This is a genomic window from Microcoleus sp. B3-A4 (assembly GCF_036705385.1).
Taxonomy (GTDB): Bacteria; Cyanobacteriota; Cyanobacteriia; order Cyanobacteriales; family Microcoleaceae; genus Microcoleus.
Map to the genome: position 1 here is coordinate 1 of NZ_JAUBUI010000034.1, position 16,585 is coordinate 16,585.

At 45.5% G+C, this 16,585-nt stretch carries 17 protein-coding genes and 1 tRNA gene; 10 read left to right on the forward strand and 8 right to left on the reverse strand.

Annotated elements, in window-relative coordinates:
• Positions 1-258: 258 nt before the first annotated feature.
• The gene (locus tag QUB33_RS15305) at positions 259-423 is read right to left on the reverse strand and encodes a hypothetical protein (protein WP_333351455.1); all 165 of its coding nucleotides are present in this window, start codon (positions 421-423) and stop codon (positions 259-261) included.
• Positions 424-697: 274 nt separating this feature from the next.
• Here QUB33_RS15305 and QUB33_RS15310 point away from each other — a divergent pair, with 274 nt between their 5' ends.
• Positions 698-982 carry a DUF2470 domain-containing protein gene (locus QUB33_RS15310; protein WP_190659003.1) on the forward strand — a complete coding sequence of 95 codons (285 nt, stop codon included), beginning with the start codon at positions 698-700 and terminating at the stop codon, positions 980-982.
• A gap of 188 nt (positions 983-1,170) precedes the next feature.
• Complete coding sequence (locus QUB33_RS15315; protein ID WP_333351456.1) at positions 1,171-2,808, forward strand: AAA family ATPase; 1,638 nt, start codon at positions 1,171-1,173, stop codon at positions 2,806-2,808.
• A gap of 80 nt (positions 2,809-2,888) precedes the next feature.
• On the opposite strand, the gene QUB33_RS15320 is transcribed toward QUB33_RS15315, so the two are convergent.
• Positions 2,889-3,962, reverse strand: a complete 1,074-nt coding sequence (locus tag QUB33_RS15320) for a DUF3616 domain-containing protein (protein ID WP_333351457.1) — start codon at positions 3,960-3,962, stop codon at positions 2,889-2,891.
• Positions 3,963-4,477: 515 nt separating this feature from the next.
• Here QUB33_RS15320 and QUB33_RS15325 point away from each other — a divergent pair.
• Together QUB33_RS15325 and QUB33_RS15330 are read left to right on the forward strand one after the other, a co-directional pair.
• The gene (locus QUB33_RS15325; RefSeq protein WP_333218200.1) at positions 4,478-5,581 is read left to right on the forward strand and encodes a site-2 protease family protein; all 1,104 of its coding nucleotides are present in this window, start codon (positions 4,478-4,480) and stop codon (positions 5,579-5,581) included.
• 287 nt (positions 5,582-5,868) lie between these two features.
• Entirely contained in the window at positions 5,869-7,260 is a 1,392-nt protein-coding gene (locus QUB33_RS15330) for a hypothetical protein (RefSeq protein ID WP_333351458.1), read from the forward strand.
• A gap of 324 nt (positions 7,261-7,584) precedes the next feature.
• Here the strand turns inward: QUB33_RS15330 and QUB33_RS15335 are convergent, their stop codons facing one another.
• From QUB33_RS15335 to QUB33_RS15350, 4 genes are all read right to left on the reverse strand, one after another.
• Complete coding sequence (locus QUB33_RS15335; protein ID WP_333351459.1) at positions 7,585-7,854, reverse strand: hypothetical protein; 270 nt, start codon at positions 7,852-7,854, stop codon at positions 7,585-7,587.
• A 78-nt stretch (positions 7,855-7,932) separates the two neighbouring features.
• Positions 7,933-8,307, reverse strand: coding sequence for a cache domain-containing protein (locus tag QUB33_RS15340; protein ID WP_333351460.1), 375 nt, complete (start codon positions 8,305-8,307; stop codon positions 7,933-7,935).
• A gap of 880 nt (positions 8,308-9,187) precedes the next feature.
• Positions 9,188-9,364: a hypothetical protein gene (locus QUB33_RS15345; RefSeq protein WP_333351461.1), complete on the reverse strand. Its 177-nt coding sequence runs from the start codon at positions 9,362-9,364 to the stop codon at positions 9,188-9,190.
• Between the two features lie 108 nt (positions 9,365-9,472).
• Complete coding sequence (locus QUB33_RS15350) at positions 9,473-9,865, reverse strand: AbrB family transcriptional regulator (RefSeq protein WP_006635344.1); 393 nt, start codon at positions 9,863-9,865, stop codon at positions 9,473-9,475.
• A gap of 265 nt (positions 9,866-10,130) precedes the next feature.
• On the opposite strand from QUB33_RS15350, the gene QUB33_RS15355 reads away from it, so the two are divergent.
• The 4 genes from QUB33_RS15355 to pyrR all read left to right on the forward strand — a co-directional run bounded on the left by QUB33_RS15355 (position 10,131) and on the right by pyrR (position 13,002).
• Complete coding sequence (locus QUB33_RS15355) at positions 10,131-10,574, forward strand: Rrf2 family transcriptional regulator (protein WP_190656033.1); 444 nt, start codon at positions 10,131-10,133, stop codon at positions 10,572-10,574.
• A gap of 37 nt (positions 10,575-10,611) precedes the next feature.
• The gene (locus QUB33_RS15360; RefSeq protein WP_333351462.1) at positions 10,612-11,013 is read left to right on the forward strand and encodes a GFA family protein; all 402 of its coding nucleotides are present in this window, start codon (positions 10,612-10,614) and stop codon (positions 11,011-11,013) included.
• Between the two features lie 108 nt (positions 11,014-11,121).
• The gene (cbiB, locus tag QUB33_RS15365) at positions 11,122-12,201 is read left to right on the forward strand and encodes an adenosylcobinamide-phosphate synthase CbiB (protein WP_333351499.1); all 1,080 of its coding nucleotides are present in this window, start codon (positions 11,122-11,124) and stop codon (positions 12,199-12,201) included.
• A gap of 267 nt (positions 12,202-12,468) precedes the next feature.
• Positions 12,469-13,002, forward strand: coding sequence for a bifunctional pyr operon transcriptional regulator/uracil phosphoribosyltransferase PyrR (gene pyrR / locus QUB33_RS15370; protein WP_333351463.1), 534 nt, complete (start codon positions 12,469-12,471; stop codon positions 13,000-13,002).
• A 273-nt stretch (positions 13,003-13,275) separates the two neighbouring features.
• Here pyrR and QUB33_RS15375 read toward each other — a convergent pair.
• Positions 13,276-13,348: transfer RNA gene (locus QUB33_RS15375), tRNA-Ile, on the reverse strand.
• 184 nt (positions 13,349-13,532) lie between these two features.
• On the opposite strand from QUB33_RS15375, the gene QUB33_RS15380 reads away from it, so the two are divergent.
• Together QUB33_RS15380 and QUB33_RS15385 are read left to right on the forward strand one after the other, a co-directional pair.
• Positions 13,533-14,222, forward strand: coding sequence for a hypothetical protein (locus QUB33_RS15380; protein ID WP_333351464.1), 690 nt, complete (start codon positions 13,533-13,535; stop codon positions 14,220-14,222).
• Between the two features lie 68 nt (positions 14,223-14,290).
• Complete coding sequence (locus tag QUB33_RS15385) at positions 14,291-15,769, forward strand: hemolysin family protein (protein WP_333351465.1); 1,479 nt, start codon at positions 14,291-14,293, stop codon at positions 15,767-15,769.
• Positions 15,770-15,909: 140 nt separating this feature from the next.
• On the opposite strand, the gene queC is transcribed toward QUB33_RS15385, so the two are convergent.
• Positions 15,910-16,584: a 7-cyano-7-deazaguanine synthase QueC gene (gene queC, locus QUB33_RS15390; RefSeq protein WP_333351466.1), complete on the reverse strand. Its 675-nt coding sequence runs from the start codon at positions 16,582-16,584 to the stop codon at positions 15,910-15,912.
• Position 16,585 lies beyond the last annotated feature (1 nt).

Below are 16,585 nucleotides of genomic sequence, written 5' to 3' on the forward strand. Positions count from 1 at the left end.
AGACTCAGGTGTGCATATTTAAATAACCACATTAAACTCAGTATTTCTGCTTAGTTAAAAAGCGGGATGCTCCCAATATGTTTTTTAATTCAAGCAGTTGTTTTAACTGGAGGCAGCGGAAAGAAAACAGCCGGCGAGACGCAGAAAAACTCTGCAAGTTTTTTTAGGTGTTCGGTTGTAAGGTGGCGCTTTTCACGGAGGATGTCAGAGACAATAGACTCGGTTTTAAAAATAGGAACTAGGTCTTTTTGTCTCAGATCAAATTCTTCGATTAAAGATTTTAACAGTTCTATCCCATAAAGGTATGGGTTCTAAAGTTTGCTCGTATTCATAAACCAGAGTTCCAAGTACGTTTAGATAGTCGCGTTCGTCTGAAGTCAGTTCGCCTTTGTCCAACAGAGTCGATCGCTTTTTGAGTTGCAATTAATTCCTCCTCAGCAGTTATGGGTCGGGGAGGAAATGTTGTGAGTAGTTCGATATAAGCGCTAGAGTTGTTCATGTGAGTATCCTATATTAAGCAAGTAATATTTTATCCTTTTAGTTGAATGATTGGATTGTTTAACCGCAGATGAACGCCGATTAACGCGGATAGAATTTAGTTATTTATCCCTCATAACTCTTGAGGCAATTCCTCGCTCTTGAAAACTTTGTACCGATCGCAGTACAATCGATCGATATTGCATCTGAGGAATCTCCCATGTCAGAACCGTTTTCTACTGAGATTAGCGATCGCATCTGCACTCACATGAACGAAGACCACGCGAGTGCTGTCGTGCTATACGCTCAAGCATTTGGCGACCAACCAGAGGCAACAGAAGCTCAAATGCTCGCTATTGATGCCAACGGCATGGATTTAACCGCTAAAGTCAAGGACGAAACAGTGCCTGTCAGAGTTAAGTTCGATCGCACTTTAAAAGACGCCGAAGATGCTCACCACACTCTCATTGAAATGGTGAAACAAGCTCGAAAAGTTGCTAAGTAGTCAATTGCGTACTATTCTGTTATAATTTTAACGTTTGCATTACGGAATTTAGTCCCGTTAAATGGTGGTTAAGGAGTAAAGTCCTTACTAAAAACCTTTAGTTGGGTGAAATCATTTTAAGGACTAAATTCCTCACTGTTAACAAAATATTTAATAAAGTTGAATTAACATCTAAAATATCAAATAAAATGACCGAAAATAACCCCAAACCCCAAGAATTAAATGTTGTCAATGGCAGTAAAAATAACCACTTCGACGCCCTGGTAAAGCGAATAGATTTGATGATTCGCGCCCGCTATTCGCTGCTGTACATTGTCGGCGCGGAGGAGGAACCGGTCGAAGCCGTAATTGCCCAAGTAGCGCTGCAAGTAACTCCCGCGCGCCGGGTGTTGTTCTGGGATCTCGTGCGCGGCTGGGAAGATAACGGTTCAGGGAAAGGTTCGGTAATGGCGGCGCTCGATCGCGTCAGCAAAACTGCTGTTGAAGAATATACCATATTTGTACTGCGGGATTTGCACCCAACTTTGAAATATCCCTACAGCGAAAAAAGCGCGGCGGTAGTGCGAGAATTGCGGAATTTAACGCGAGAATTGAAGCGCAGCAAAAAAACTATAGTTCTTACTTCTCACACGCTGGAATTGCCGGAGGAATTGAAAGAAGAAGTCACAGTAATTGATTTTCCTTTGCCCAACGTGCAAGAAATAGACAGTTTAATTTCCCACGTTGTGGAAAAGCCGCAACAGTTGCAAGTTAGCGGTTTAGCAAGGGAACAGTTGGTTAAAGCTTGTCAGGGTTTGAGCCGCGCTAGAATCGGGCGGGTTTTGGCTAAAGCTTTGGCCGCCAAACAGCAAATTAACGAGTCAGATATTGACGGAGTTTTGGAGGAAAAACAGCAAGCAATTCGCCAAACGGGCATTTTGGAGTTTTTCAACTCCCGAGAATCCCTAAAAAGTGTGGGCGGATTGGAGAATTTGAAACAGTGGGTAAAAATGCGGCAAGATGCTTTTACTGACGAAGCGCGTCGCTACGGTATACCGAATCCGAAAGGAGTTTTGTTAGTAGGAATTCAAGGAACGGGCAAATCTTTATCTGCGAAAACAATAGCCTCAGAATGGCGTTTGCCGCTGTTGCGGTTGGATACTGGGAGATTGTTTGGCGGCGTGGTCGGGGAAAGCGAAAGCCGCGTCAGGCAAATGATACAATTAGCAGAGGCGATCGCACCTTGCGTTTTGTGGATCGATGAAATAGATAAAGCCTTCGGCAACATTATCAGCGGTAGCGACGGCGACTCGGGAACTTCGCGCCGGGTATTCGGCAGTTTGATCACTTGGATGCAGGAAAAAACCAGTCCGGTGTTTATCGTAGCAACTGCAAATAACGTCAGGATTTTGCCGGCAGAGTTGCTGAGAAAGGGCAGATTTGATGAAATTTTCTTTTTAAATTTGCCCTCAGAATCGGAACGGCAAGATATCTTTAAAGTGCATTTGCAGCGTTTGCGGCCGACTAGATTGCGCGAGTTTGATTTGGGAGTTTTGGCGAAACGCGCTGAGAATTTTAGCGGTGCAGAAATTGAGCAAGTGGTAATAGATGGATTGTACCGGGCTTTTGGCACTTTTGTAAACGGACAGCGCCGGGATTTGATGACGGAGGATATTTTGAGGGCGATCGAGGATACAGTACCTTTAGCTGCGATCGCGCGATCGCAAATTGAAGATTTGAAGCGCTGGGCGGCGGAAGCGGGCGCGAGAACAGCTTCTAACGATACTCATTTAATTGATGAATTGAAACGCTACAGCCAGCGGCGGAGGGATGCGCTCGACAATTGACCAAATTTGGCATATGTTTGTAGTCAGGACTTCAGTCCTTATTCCTGATTCACCAAAACTTGCTCGGACTAAATTCCTCACTACAAATTCAACCTAAAAATATCCGCCAGAATACCATTTTGCTCAACCATTCTCCCCGCATCCGGCGAATCGTAAACCACTAACAGCGAATTCTGCTCCCCCAAATACGGAAACAGGCTCAACCCTTCAGCATTGTCCGTACCCACTTTAAAAGGCAAGTCAAACAATACCTCCAAATCTCCCCCATCTTGCCCAGTAATACTGTCACCCGAGCGCCCTAAAATCCCCTTTAACCGAAAAACCCTCATCGCCCCCGATAAAGTCATCGTCGGCCCGGCTAAAACAATTAAATCTTTCCCGTTCCAGCACAATTCTCGCACGCCCAAACCGTTCAAATCAACAAAATGTTTGTTGTACAACTTTCCTCGTTTCCCAATTTCCTTAAGTTTTAAAACTCCCGGTTCGGCCTCTTCAACTTCTATTTCTAAAATAATTGCCCAACCCCGCAGTACAGGTCCCCGCAAACCAATAAAAATCCGATCGCCCCGCACCGCCAACCCTTCAATATCAAAGCCATTTTCTTTACTCGGAATCGGCACAGATAAATATAGACCGAGGTGGCTGTCATCTTTGAGCGCGTCTGTCAGTAAATTGCCCGTTTTTGTCCGCTGAAGGCATCCCACTTTCTGTTCCCTTTGATTGTCTGAATGGGAAATTGACTCGCACAAAATCCCGTCTTTCATAGGAATGCGCGCCAGCAAATAACGGTTGACATCGGTCTCGATTTCTGCTAATCTTTCAATGTCTTTGTCTGCGTCTTTGCCTTTAGCTTTTTTGCGTTTTGTGCTGTGAGAACCGACCAGCCAAAGATAATCGCTGCTGAAATCAATTCCTTCAATATCGATTTCGGATTTTCCAGGTAGATCGATAAAATCTGCGATCGCAAATCTTTTATGTTCTCCAAAAATATGAGGCGCCACAGGCGACAAACGCTCGATCGAAGTCGTTTCATCGGAACCCAGCCACAAATGGCCATCGGGAGTTAAAGCAACAGCGGATAAGTCTGTAATAAGCTCGGCGGCTTCGCTGTTGAATTGCAGCAGCAGCCGGCCGAGCAAAAAAGATTCTGGCATAATTATTAGCACCAAAACTATTCTTAGGGTAAGTCATTATAGCTAAAGTTGCTTGAAATTGATATCTTGCCACAGTTGTAATAGTCAGCCGGGGGATTAATTCCCCCTCTCAAAGCTTGCATTCGGTTAAAAGTGAGATGTTGCACCCTTCTCAATAAGGCTTTTATGGGCGGGCTAGGAGCAACGGCCTACAAGAAAGAAAATTCATCTGTTGTGGAACAGGCATCTTGCCTGTTCATGACAGAGGTGCAAGATGTGAGTTAAAACCCATTGCAAATTAAAACAGAAAACTAAAACAAATATCCTCCTCAAGCCTGATAGCGAGGACTTCCGTTTTGAGATAAGGATTTTTAACCCCTAGCGGGCCAAACCGCAGTCGGCGGTGATTATTCCGCAAACCGAACCTCCACAGACGGATAACACCCTAATGGAAGCATTAACATCGCCGTTACGTTTCGTTACGATAAGGAGACAGAGAGAAAAACCTCTCATTCGTAAAATCAGAGGTAGCCATTATGAACGGTACATTTCGCGTCGGCAACCTGTTTGGGATTCCCTTCTTTGTCAACGCATCTTGGTTTTTAGTTCTGGGTTTAGTAACCTGGCAGTACGGTGGCGCACTAGCTGCCCTGTTTCCCACATTGGGCCCCGTAGCGCCCTGGATGCTGGGATTATTCACAGCGTTACTGTTATTTGCTTCCGTCTTAGCCCACGAATTAGGACACAGTTGGGTAGCCATTAAACAGGGAATTGGCGTGAAATCAATTTCGCTATTTCTGTTTGGCGGACTGGCTAATTTAGAAAGAGAATCTAAAACCCCAGCCGAAGCATTTTGGGTAGCGATTGCAGGCCCGTTGGTGAGCTTATTTTTATCCGGTTTGTTAACAGCGATCGGCATCGGTGCTGGTCTCACAGGCCCCGCAGCCGCCATCGTCGGACTTTTAGCTTCCATCAACTTAGTTCTAGCCTTATTTAACTTAATTCCCGGTTTGCCCCTCGACGGCGGCAACATCCTCAAAGCGATCGTCTGGAAAATTACTGGCAACCCTTACAAAGGTGTAATTTTTGCTAGCCGCGTCGGTCAAATAATTGGTTGGATTGCCATTGCTACAGGCGTATTCGGCAATATTTGGAATCTAGTAATCGGTTGGTTCTTACTGCAAAATGCCGGTCAATCTGCCCAATATGCCACAGTCCAAAATAAACTGGCAGGCCTGACAGCCGCAGATGCTGTGACCCCCGAAAGTCCGATCGTCTCCCAAGACTTGTCCCTCAGAGAATTTGCCAACAACTACGTGATCGGTAGCACTCAAACCTGGCGCAGGTTCCTGGCAACAGATGATGCCGGACAATTGGTAGGGGCGATCGACCTAGACGACCTCAAAACCATTCCTACCGGAACTTGGCCCCAAGTTTTAGTTAAAGAACTCCTGAAGCCGATCGAATTTTCCACAACCGTCAAACCCGAATTATCTCTCCTCGAAGTCGTCACCCTTCTAGAACAACTCAAAGTACAAGAACTACCCGTCATTCGCGAAAACGGTGTCCTCGTCGGACTTGTAGAAAAAGCTGAAATTGCCCGCCTGCTACAAAGACGAGCCGAAGCGAACCCTGCGTAATAGCCTCAGATACTTGACAAATAACACCAGTTTCCCCCAAAAAATGCAACTGTAGCCCCGTGCTTCAAACTCTGGTAGTCATCAGCCATACCCAATTCTTCAATCGAAAATCGAAAATCGAAAATCGAAAATCGTATAACAGTTAACCCCCTCGATTTCCCCTTAACAAAAGGGCGATCGGGGGGGTTAACTGTAGCTGGACAAAAGCCAAGTGAAACACTAAATTATTAGCTGCAAATCAACGATGATAACTATAATAGTGTATTGATCATCTGAGTGAGGACACTATGCCATCTCAGCACTTTTCCTCTCAATCCGAAACAACAGAGTCAAAAGTTCTGCCTGCTCTGACAAACAATATATTACCAGAGGCTCTCACCCCTCACCCCACAGCTCAATTACAAAAATCAGCGCTGACGGTTTCCGCAGCTCAAGATATCATTTACAAATTTTTTATATCTCACATCAAAAACTCGGCCTCAGAAGTAGTTTTTCAACAATTTCAAAACATATTTATCCAATTAATTCCTCCAGCTAACCCCACATTAATTCAAGCTTTAGACACAATAATTAAATTTGACTCTCAACTAGAATTTAACTACTTATTTAAACGCTGCATTTACATCTTATTAAATAACTGGATCACTCAGAAACAATACCAACTGGCTCGCGACTTAATTAACATTATTAGCGATAGAACCCTTCGGGAACCCCACCCCGACAATTGTCTCAAAATACTGAGAGTGTGGCTGACAAACTTTCTCAGCAGCAAAGACTATGAAGAGCTAAAGTTATTTGTATTAAAGTACAATGACTACCAGCCACTACAAAATCACTGGACTTCTCGCTATCAGCCTTATTTGCTAGCCGCTCAATATCTAGATGCTAAAAACACCCCCGAAGAACGCCAAGCTGCCCGACTATTGTCGCAGCAGCTCAAAGAAAAATACAAGTTTGACCTAGCAATGTATACCTCTCGCTCTCAGTCTGCTACATCCCAATTAAATAATTATCATAATCCCACACTTTTAGGAGATGAAGCCCTGCGTTTAATCAAAATAATTTTGGTCAACCGCGGCTCCTTCAACTATCGCAGCTTAGCCAATGTTTTTCTTAGAGAGACTCAAAATATTACTTACAAGCAGTTTAAGGAATCTCTAATTAAGTATTTATTTAATTACCACTCAAAACTTTTACGTACTGATATTTATCAATGGAGAATAATTAATATTATAGAAACTTTTCATCCAGAAAAGGACGGAGAAACTTTGAACGCAGGCCTGCAGCTCAGAACTTACAATTATCTAATAAAATGTTTGACTGTGGAAAATTCCGGCAAACCAACAGCCTTATTTCTACTGTTTGCCACTCAACGAAATCCTTTAACACTAGCAATTATAATTCTCAAAGTTATTTTAATTTCACCCCATTCCAGAACCTATTTAGAACTTTGTTGTGCCCGATTAATTCAATACTATCAAGATGACTCGGCTACTGAATGTCAATGGCTCATTAATTTTTTAGAATTGAGCCAGATTGCTCTAACTATTTATGGAGACAATGTTCAGTATAATTTAGTGAATATGTCAGACAAGCATGAAGAAGAGCAGTTGTTGATTGATATCGATAACTGTAGAATTTTTTCTCAACATAAACAACTCATAAAATCTCAAGATTAGTCATCAGCCATTATTCGTCAGTTATTAGCTGCGCCTTGCGTGTCCGACAGCAAGTTTATAGGATAAAGTTTTCCGGGAACAGTGTTCGCTAATTTATATAAGTTTGATAAGCTTGTGGTAGCTCTTCGGCGCTAGCATCGGGCATTTATCCCCTACCCAATATTTGCACTCGCGCCGAATTGATGAAAATAAATACGCCGCCCGGAGTTATCGTCGAGACTCCAACAGGCCAATTTTCTACCAGTTGGACAAATTTTTATTCACTTTGTGCCAAAGCTGGAAAAAACTTTTTCAGTTGAGCTGCCATCTCGTTGCAAGACTGCGCTAATTCGCCGACTTCATCAAGCCTACTGACAGTAACAGCACGCACTTTCTGGCGGCGATATCTTTAGCTGCTTCGTTGAGCAGCAGCAGCAGCGGCAGCGTTACCCACCTAGCTGTCAGCACTCCACCAATTGTCGATAGCAGCAGCGCCGCCGAACAAAGTAAAATTGTAGTGCGGGTATTTTTGTTAATTTGCCCCATGAAATCGGATTCGGGAACTGCGATCGCAATCAGCCAGTTCAAACCGTAAACATCAGAAAACGGCAGCACTTCCCCAAAATCTTCCTGCCCGTCTCGCCTAAATTTCAGTTGCTGCCGCTGCTTAAGGTCGCCAAAACCCCCGAAGTGTTAGTACAAATATTTAGCTGCGGTGCGAATGACAGGAGTTTGGCTGTCTAAAACATTCACCCGCTGCAGTTGCTGCTTTCCCGACATCTTTCTAAAGGGTGATTCTTGACTGGAACTGGCAACCAGCAAGCCCGATCGTTTGATCGCGAAAATTTGTCGCGTTTTGCTAAGCTTGATGCGATGGAGATATTGCTGAAGCCCCGAGAGCAAAAAGTCTACGCCACTAACTCCCAGTAATTTACCATTTCGATCGCGAATCGGTTGGCTGGCAGCAATAAAAACAGTCCCGGGAGTAAAACCAGGATAAATACTCGTCCAAATCGCTTTGTTTGTTCGCTGCGACAGCTTCTTTGTACCAGGGGCGCAGGCGGGCATCGTAGGTTGCCGGTTCTGCCTTTAATTTAGCGGTGCAAGTGCCTCGGCTGTCTGTAGCTTAGTATATCTTGTGAGAGTTGGTAGACTTGTTAGCTGCGACAATTTGCAAGCTGTTATCCGTGGGTTGCGCCAAATGCCGAGATATTCTCCTGATTTTTCAGCACCGAAGGATATCCATTGAATGCTTTTAAAAGATCGCATTTGCTGCCAGAGGAACTTCTCTCCCCGAGGCTAGGGTCTTTCTAACTGTAAGTTTAATTCACCGCGCTCGATCGCTTCTGCGTTAAGTTTATTTACTCACTGGGTAGGTTCCAGAAAAGAAATCAGCTTTTCTTCAACTCTCTTCCGCGTCTGGGCGATCAATTTCTCGGCGAGCTCTTCGACTGCTTTGTCTCCGTTACGAAAGGGCGAAAGGACAGATACCCGACAATCCCGACTGCTGCGACGATTTTCAGCACCAAAGAGGCCACTACAAGGCGACGCAGGGAGATTTTTGTTTGGTGTTGAGAAGTTTTACTCGCGAATCGGGGCAACGGCATAGGCTGGTGACTAATTGCTCCCTAACACTTTAACTGTTCCTGCCTGTAATTTCACTTAGGGGCGATCGAGGTGTTTCCTTGCCCTCAAAACCCCTCCCACACAGACACAAATCATGAGCAAGCACGAGACTTATACAATTTTAGATTTTAGATTTTAGATTTTAGGTTAAATAATGGGGAATGAATCATGAAGCTCGTGCTTTCGAGCTTCGCTACAGTTGCATTCTTTTTTTCAACTGGTATGACGCACTGTTAGCTGAGAATACCTCTGCCATTTTCTTGCTTTGGTGGGTTTCCTAGCTCAACCAAACCTAATTCTTCCTTCAAACCTCTTCGGTTCATCAATTACATCCGTTAAATCCCGTACACAATTGGCTGCAGAAGTTCTCTTCAACAGCTACGCGGAAAATCCCCCGCTTGTCCAAACGGATATAGCGAGGGGCGAGAATAGGTATTCTCGGAAAATATAAAGTGGTGGCACTGGCTTTTGTCGAGCCATTGCCATCTATAGAAGCCATACTTTTTTAGGCTCACAGAAAGATTTCAGAGCCAACTCTCTGCTTGCAGTCAATGCTTGAAGTCAAACCAACCAGTTCAAGCAAGAAGTCAAAGCAAGTCGTAAAAGCCTAGGATTCTTCTTCTTCTTCTCGATCAATTTGGCGCAGGTGAATGTGCTTGCGTCCCAGAGAGATTTCAAATTCATCTCCCGGCTGGAGTTCCATTTGTTTGGTGTAGGCGGCTCCAATCAGTAAGTTGCCGTTAGATTGAACGCTAATCCGATAGCTGGCAGAGCGTCCGCCGCGTCCATTGCCGTTTTGCTTCCCGTCTAGCTGAATGCCTTCTGCATCAATCAGCGCATTCAGGAATTTCATCATGTTGACCCGTTCTACGCCGTTCTTGGTAACGGTGTAGTAGCCACAGGCTCTAGCTTTTTCTTCCTTGGTAAGGTTCTCTAGGTCTTTGACCTTTTTGATCAGATCTTCGCCTTCAAGGGGTTCGATATTTTTCTTTTTAGCCATTTACTCAGTCCTGAAATATTCAACTGGTGTACGGATTTTTTCTCGGTTGGTTTTTGGTTTGACCAAGAAACTTTAGCTTTATAGCTGGTCGTAAAACCATATTACACCGATCGGCTCAATTGTTAACCACTATTATCTAAATATTTTTAACAACCTGCAGTCTTTCTTGAGGAGTAGCTGCAGCCGGTGCGAGCAATCTCTAAAGTCGGTAGCATAAGCTATCAGCTATCAGCTAGCTGAATATTTGCCCCGCTCTTAAAATCCCATGAAGTTAACCACACGCGGACACTACAGTGTCAAAGCATTACTGGATCTAAGTTTGCAACCTCGCTTTGGCCCGACATCGGTGAAATCGATAGCGAAGCGACAGGAGTTACCTGCTCCGTATCTAGAAAAATTGCTGATTGAAATGCGACGAGCAGGTTTAGTCCAATCTGTTCGGGGTGCCCAAGGAGGATATCAATTAGCCCGCCAGCCAGCTCAAATCTCTTTAGGACAAATCTTAGAGGCTGTAGGTGAAACTATTGAACCTTTACCTCGACATTTTCCAGACGCGACGCAAGCAGAGGACTGGGTAACATTCAGTTTGTGGAACCGATTGCACAAAAAACTTGCCGAAGCGCTGTACAGTATTTCCCTCGAAGACTTATACTATGATGTCCGCAGTTGGCAAGCGGCTCTTGGGGAAGAAACTAGCTTTATCATTTAAATGGTAAGTTCATTCATTCGATCGCCAGCAATCACACATGGACGCAACACTTGTTACCTACTTTGGCGGCTGTCACTGCGGAGCTGTCCGCTTCCGTGTCGCCGTTGACAAACACGAAGCATCTGATTGCAACTGCTCTATCTGTAAAAAGAAGGGATTTTTGCACCTCATTGTGCCGCCGGAACGTTTTACCTTGCTCAGTGGCGAAGATGTTTTGACCACCTATACATTTAATACAGGAACTGCTCAACATACTTTCTGCCGAATTTGCGGCATTCACTCGTTCTATCGCCCCCGATCGCATCCCGATCATTTCGATGTCAACGTCCGCTGTCTTGACTCAGATGCCATCAAACACTTTCATATCCTACCCTTTGACGGTGTTAATTGGGAGGAGAACGTACACTTGCTCCGCGACGAAAGTAATCTCAGCAGTTAAAATTGCAGCTCAAGAATCAAAGTCCGCAAGGGTAGGAGTAGTTAAAACCTGCGCTACCATTGCGAGCGCTCTTGCTCGGACGGACTATCAAGTTTGACACAATATATAATGATGCCGGATGAATTTCCTGTTTTGATTTTAGCTGCGGTGTTAGATTATTCGATCGGCGATCCTTGGGGTTGGCCGCATCCCGTGCAGGCGATGGGTTGGGCGATCGACCGCTATACTAGACTTGTCTTTAATATATGGAATAATCCCGCAGGCAAAATGCCTGAAGCAGCGGATCGTCCCCCTGGCGAGCAGCACAAACTGCTGCTACGATGTGCTGGTACAATACTAGCCATCGGGTTGATTGTAGGCAGTTATACTGTCAGTTGGTCGATCGTCCAAGCTGGTAGTTGGGTGCATCCTCTTTTAGGTATTGCCCTAGACACCATTTTGCTGGCAAGCTGTTTTGCAGGTCGCAGTTTGAGGGCGGCAGCAGAGGATGTGCTAGCACCTTTAAATGTTGGAGATTTAGTCAAGGCGCGAGAAAGGTTGAGCCTTTACGTCGGCCGGGATACCGAAAACTTATCCGAGCCAGAAATTCTGCGAGCATTGTTAGAAACTGTAACAGAGAATGCAGTCGATGGTGTGACAGCACCGCTATTTTATGCCTTACTTGGGTTCGCTCTGCCGCATCTATTATTAAGTGTTACCGCTGGGCCGATCGATCCTAACTCGATGTGGGCGAGTGCGATCGTCCCCTTGGCGATCGCTTACAAAGCAGCCAGCACATTAGATTCTACGATCGGCTACAAAGAAGCGCCATACACTGATTTAGGATGGTTTAGCGCCAAACTAGAAGACGTGCTGACGTGGATTCCTTGCCGGCTAACAGTGATTACTTTAGCCCTTATATCTGGCAAACCGATTTACATTTGGCAAATTTGTCAGAGAGATGCTGTTAAAGATGCCAGCCCCAATTCCGGTTGGAGCGAGTGCGTTTACGCCGCCATCTTGGGAGTACAACTAGGAGGTACCAATTCCTATCGCGGAGTTATCAAACACAAACCGCTGTTAGGCGAGCCGATTCACCCGATCGCAGCGCCGCTAATTGGTCAAGCATTGCAATTAACTCGGTATTGCTTTCTGATTTGGTTGGGACTATCATTGCTTTTTTATACCTTATTATGTTTGAGCTGCTAACTGATGACCTCACCCGAACAGTCCAGGAGGCATAAATAACGTATTTCTGTCATTGTTCGCGCTCCGCCAAGCAATCGCAGCATCTGCTTTTCATCCGTTCTCGGTAAGCCCAGCAGAAGACACAGATCGGCCACCGACAAAAGCAAAAAAAAGTTTTGACCTTTGTTCAAACCCCCAGATTCATCTGCCAAGTCAATCTAAAATCTAAAATCTAAAATCTAAAATTGTTCGATCCGCCAACAGCCAACAATTAGCTCGCAGCAACCAATGACTAAAATTATCGAAATTTTATCTGCTAATGAAGTGAGGCGCACTCTCACCCGCGTCGCTTCCCAGATTGTAGAAAAATCAGGGAACCCCTCGGAGTTAGTGCTGTTGGGCATTCATAGTAGAGGAGTGCCTTTAGCTCAAATTTTGGCAGATCAAATTGAAGTTCTCGAACAAGTCAAAGTATCCGTGGGCGCTTTAGATATTACCTTTTACCGAGATGACTTGGATCGAGTTGCGATGCGGACACCGGCTAAAACAGAAATTCCTTTCGATTTGACGGGCAAAACCGTGGTGTTGGTAGATGATGTTATCTATAAAGGCAGAACGAGTCGGGCGGCTTTGAATGCGGTAAACGATTACGGGCGGCCGGAGAAAATTTGGTTAGCGGTATTAGTCGATCGCGGCCACCGAGAAGTACCGATTCAGCCGGATTTTACGGGTAAAAAGTTGCCGACTGCAAAGGAAGAACAAGTTAAGGTTTACGTTCAAGAACTCGACGGGCGCGACGGAGTGGAGTTAATTAAGGGTTGATATCGTTGACCTTTGCATCGGAATAATAATTTTTGGAGTGCAGTGCGAGATCTTGAGATCGCGATCGATCTCACGAGCGAGTTGAGCGACCAAATTTCTAGTTGGCGATCGCACTTGCGACCTCAGAAATGAGGTTTCTTGGTATATTTTTCGTTACCGATCGCAAAATTTTCGTAGAAACCCGGTTTCTAGCCACCCATCCGTCCAGAATCTGGTATCTGGGAAGAAACCTGGTTTTTAGCCAGAGCGCGGAGCGTCGTGATTGATTTTAAATCGGCAGTGCAGGAGTTGAACCTGCCTGGGGCGAATTATGAGTTCGCTGCCTAAACCGCTCGGCCAACTGCCGTTAAGTCGATTTGTTCGACCTAACTGAAAATGAAGTATAACATAATTTCCCAGTCCGTGCTAGAACTAGAGAACAAAAATCAAAATCTTTAGATCTGCTGATTCCCGATCGCCCGTTAGCCAATGTGCTGGAGCCGATCGACCGGACAAAGCAGTGTCTAGGACTCGGCATAAACTTATAGGCAATGGCAGTGAATTCGACGGTAGTGCTGACTCTAATTCTGCTGGCTCTGATGTTTGGAGCAGGCGTGACGAGTTCTGTTTGGGGATTTACTATAGGTCGCGAAGCCTTGCAAGGAACGACTCAACCCGATGTTCGTCCCAGCAACAATGCTGGCAGCGGCAAGCCTGGAAAGACGGCTAGCAAAGACCAAGTGAGCATTTTGAAAGAAAAAGACATTCTCACCACCGTCAAAGCACGGGTAGAAGGTCGCGATCCAGAAAAAACGGCTCAAGCAAATACTAAAACAGAGAAGGCAAGCTCTAAACCAGCCGCGGCAAAAAAACCTGCTGCACAAAATGCCAGCGCCAAGTTTCCCCTGAACAGTCGCGACGGGGGAATAACCCTGGAAGTGAGCGCGGCCAGTCAGCGCAACAATTCCATGCTGCTAGACGTGAGCATGAAAAATGAAGGCTCGCAAGCTGTGAGGTTTCTCTACAGTTTCTTGAACGTTACTGACGATCGCGGCCGGGCCCTGAGCGCGACTGCCGAGGATTTGCCCTCGGAACTGCCCCCCAACGGACAGGTGTTTTACGGTACGGTGAGTATTCCCACAGCTTTGCTGGAAAATGCTAAAGAAGTTTCGCTGACGCTGACAGATTATCCAGGTCAAAAACTTCAGTTGCAAATATCTGGCATTCCAGTGGCGAAGTAAAATAAAAGAAGACCAAACCTGCAGACAGATTCTCAGGTTTGATCGAGAAAGTTTTTGTAGGGAGCATTGTGTCACTTTTAGGGGCGAGAGTGCAGGAGATATCTGATTTACCCGCGATGAGTTCGACAGAGGTGCTGTCGCGGTTGCTGTCAGTGCTGTTGCTGATTGCGATTAATGCTTTTTTTGTGGCGGCTGAGTTTTCGATGGTGACGGTACGCCGCTCGCGCATCAATCAGTTAGTGGAAGCTGGCGACGTTGCAGCTTTAACTGTGCAATCTTTGCAGCAAAGTATTGAGCGATTGCTCTCAACAATGCAGTTGGGAATCACTCTTTCTAGTTTAGCTCTCGGCTGGATTGGGGAAAGTACGATCGCCGTGCTAGTCCGAATGTCGATCGGCTATTTGCCGCTGCCAATTTACATCAAGTCGGCGATCGCCCATTCTTTTAGCATACCAATAGTAACTTTTTTGTTGCTAGCTTACCTGCAAATCGTACTCGGCGAACTCTTTCCCAAATCTGTAGCGTTGCTGTATTCCGAACAGCTAGCCAGAACTTTAGGGCCTCCGAGTTTATTGATTGCCCGTGTGTTCAATCCTTTTGTGTCGTTTCTCAATCAATCCACTCGATCGCTCTTGCGGTTTGCGGGCATCGAATACGATCTAAGGCATCGCCCGGTTACTCCCGAAGAACTGCAATTAATTATAGCTACTTCCAGCGAATCCAGCGGCTTGGAAGCAGAAAAGCGAGAATTGCTCAACAACGTCTTTGAATTTGGCGAAGTTTGGGTAGAAGAAGTAATGGTGCCGAGGCCTAGCATTGTCGCACTTCCCAAGACGGCAACCTTTCAAACTTTGCTCGACGAAATGGCGATTTCTCACCATTCCCGCTATCCCGTGACGGGAGATTCTTTAGACGACATTATCGGCATTATTGGCTTCAAACAACTTGCGAAACCCTTAGCTGAAGGTTTGCTATCTCCCGACACGCCAATTTTACCTTGGATGGATTCGGTGAGGTTTGTGCCGGAGATGATGCTGCTGGGAGAACTGCTGCCTTTGATGCAGAGTTCGTCGGAAGAAATTGCGATCGTAGTCGATGAATTTGGTGGCATTTCCGGGTTAGTGACATTGCGGGATTTGATAGCCGAAATTATCGGCCGCAGCTACGAGTCACCCGACAGTAAAGAAATTGCTTTGCAAGTATTGGACGATCGCACTTATTTAGTGCAAGCGCAGTTAAATTTAGATGATGTGAATCAAATATTGAATTTGGATTTGCCAGTAACTGACGAATATCAGACAATCGGAGGTTTTCTGAGCTATCAGTTGCAAAGAATGCCGGCTGTGGGAGAAGTTTGGCGCGGCGAAAATGTGGAACTTACGGTTGTTTCTGTGTCCGGGCCGCGGTTGGATCAACTTCAAATTCACTTGTTGGAAGACGCTGCGGGCGATCGAGCTTTAGATAAAGTTGCAGCAGCCGATGGGGAAATTGTGGGGAAAGGGCGAAAGAGTGGCGGGTTGAGTAGTGTGCCAAAATTGTCTCATTAAGATTTTGATGAAAAGGGCGATCGAAATAGCGCAACTTTTTATACCAAATCTGATTTAGCAACCCCGTTTATTCTTTAGTCTCTTAGAGAGGGAGGAGAGTTTATGGAGGAACGTTTTCAACCGCCGAGTCGGAATACTGTTTAAGCATAAGGCACCGGATCTTTCAGCCCCAATTCCTCAAAAGCCGCCAGCCGCAACCGACAAGAATCGCAAACGCCGCAGGCATTTTCCCCGCCTGCGTAGCAAGACCAAGTTTGCTCCCAAGGTACTCCTAATTGGTTGCCTAATTGAATAATTTCTGTCTTTTTAAGTTCGATTAAAGGTGTGATAATATTAATAGCATTTCCTTCTCTGCCCTGCTTTGTTCCTAACCGAAATACTTCCTGCATGGCTTGGATGTAATCGAGGCGGCAGTCGGGATATCCAGAATAATCTAAAGCGTTGACACCGATGTAAATGCGATCGGCTTCTAGAGTTTCTGCGTAGGCGAGGGCAAAGCTGAGAAAGATCGTATTTCTAGCAGGAACGTAGGTAATTGGGATGTTTTGGGACATTTCTCCAAGATTGCGATCGATCGGTAATTCCATCTCATTATCCGTCAATGCCGAACCGCCCCAAAGCGTCAGGTCAAAGTTTACTATCTGATGTGCCTTAACCGCTGCCGAAAGTGCGATCGCCCTTGCTGATTCCAACTCCCGCCGATGTCTTTGCTTGTAGTCAAACGAAATAGCGTAACACTCGCAGCCGTCGGCTTTGGCTTGATACAAAACTGTTGAGGAATCCAGCCCTCCCGACAATAAAATAACTGCTTTCACT

What these genes read in the sequence shown, in the direction of transcription:
- QUB33_RS15320 (WP_333351457.1), bottom strand. Translation starts at nt 3,962, where the DNA reads ATGCCAGAATCTTTTTTGCTCGGCCGGCTGCTGCTGCAATTCAACAGC.
- QUB33_RS15340 (WP_333351460.1), bottom strand. Translation starts at nt 8,307, where the DNA reads ATGCCCGCCTGCGCCCCTGGTACAAAGAAGCTGTCGCAGCGAACAAAC.
- QUB33_RS15345 (WP_333351461.1), bottom strand. Translation starts at nt 9,364, where the DNA reads ATGGCTTCTATAGATGGCAATGGCTCGACAAAAGCCAGTGCCACCACT.
- QUB33_RS15330 (WP_333351458.1), top strand. Translation starts at nt 5,869, where the DNA reads ATGCCATCTCAGCACTTTTCCTCTCAATCCGAAACAACAGAGTCAAAA.
- QUB33_RS15315 (WP_333351456.1), top strand. Translation starts at nt 1,171, where the DNA reads ATGACCGAAAATAACCCCAAACCCCAAGAATTAAATGTTGTCAATGGC.
- QUB33_RS15325 (WP_333218200.1), top strand. Translation starts at nt 4,478, where the DNA reads ATGAACGGTACATTTCGCGTCGGCAACCTGTTTGGGATTCCCTTCTTT.
- QUB33_RS15380 (WP_333351464.1), top strand. Translation starts at nt 13,533, where the DNA reads ATGGCAGTGAATTCGACGGTAGTGCTGACTCTAATTCTGCTGGCTCTG.
- QUB33_RS15310 (WP_190659003.1), top strand. Translation starts at nt 698, where the DNA reads ATGTCAGAACCGTTTTCTACTGAGATTAGCGATCGCATCTGCACTCAC.
- QUB33_RS15355 (WP_190656033.1), top strand. Translation starts at nt 10,131, where the DNA reads ATGAAGTTAACCACACGCGGACACTACAGTGTCAAAGCATTACTGGAT.
- QUB33_RS15360 (WP_333351462.1), top strand. Translation starts at nt 10,612, where the DNA reads ATGGACGCAACACTTGTTACCTACTTTGGCGGCTGTCACTGCGGAGCT.
- QUB33_RS15350 (WP_006635344.1), bottom strand. Translation starts at nt 9,865, where the DNA reads ATGGCTAAAAAGAAAAATATCGAACCCCTTGAAGGCGAAGATCTGATC.
- cbiB (WP_333351499.1), top strand. Translation starts at nt 11,122, where the DNA reads ATGATGCCGGATGAATTTCCTGTTTTGATTTTAGCTGCGGTGTTAGAT.
- pyrR (WP_333351463.1), top strand. Translation starts at nt 12,469, where the DNA reads ATGACTAAAATTATCGAAATTTTATCTGCTAATGAAGTGAGGCGCACT.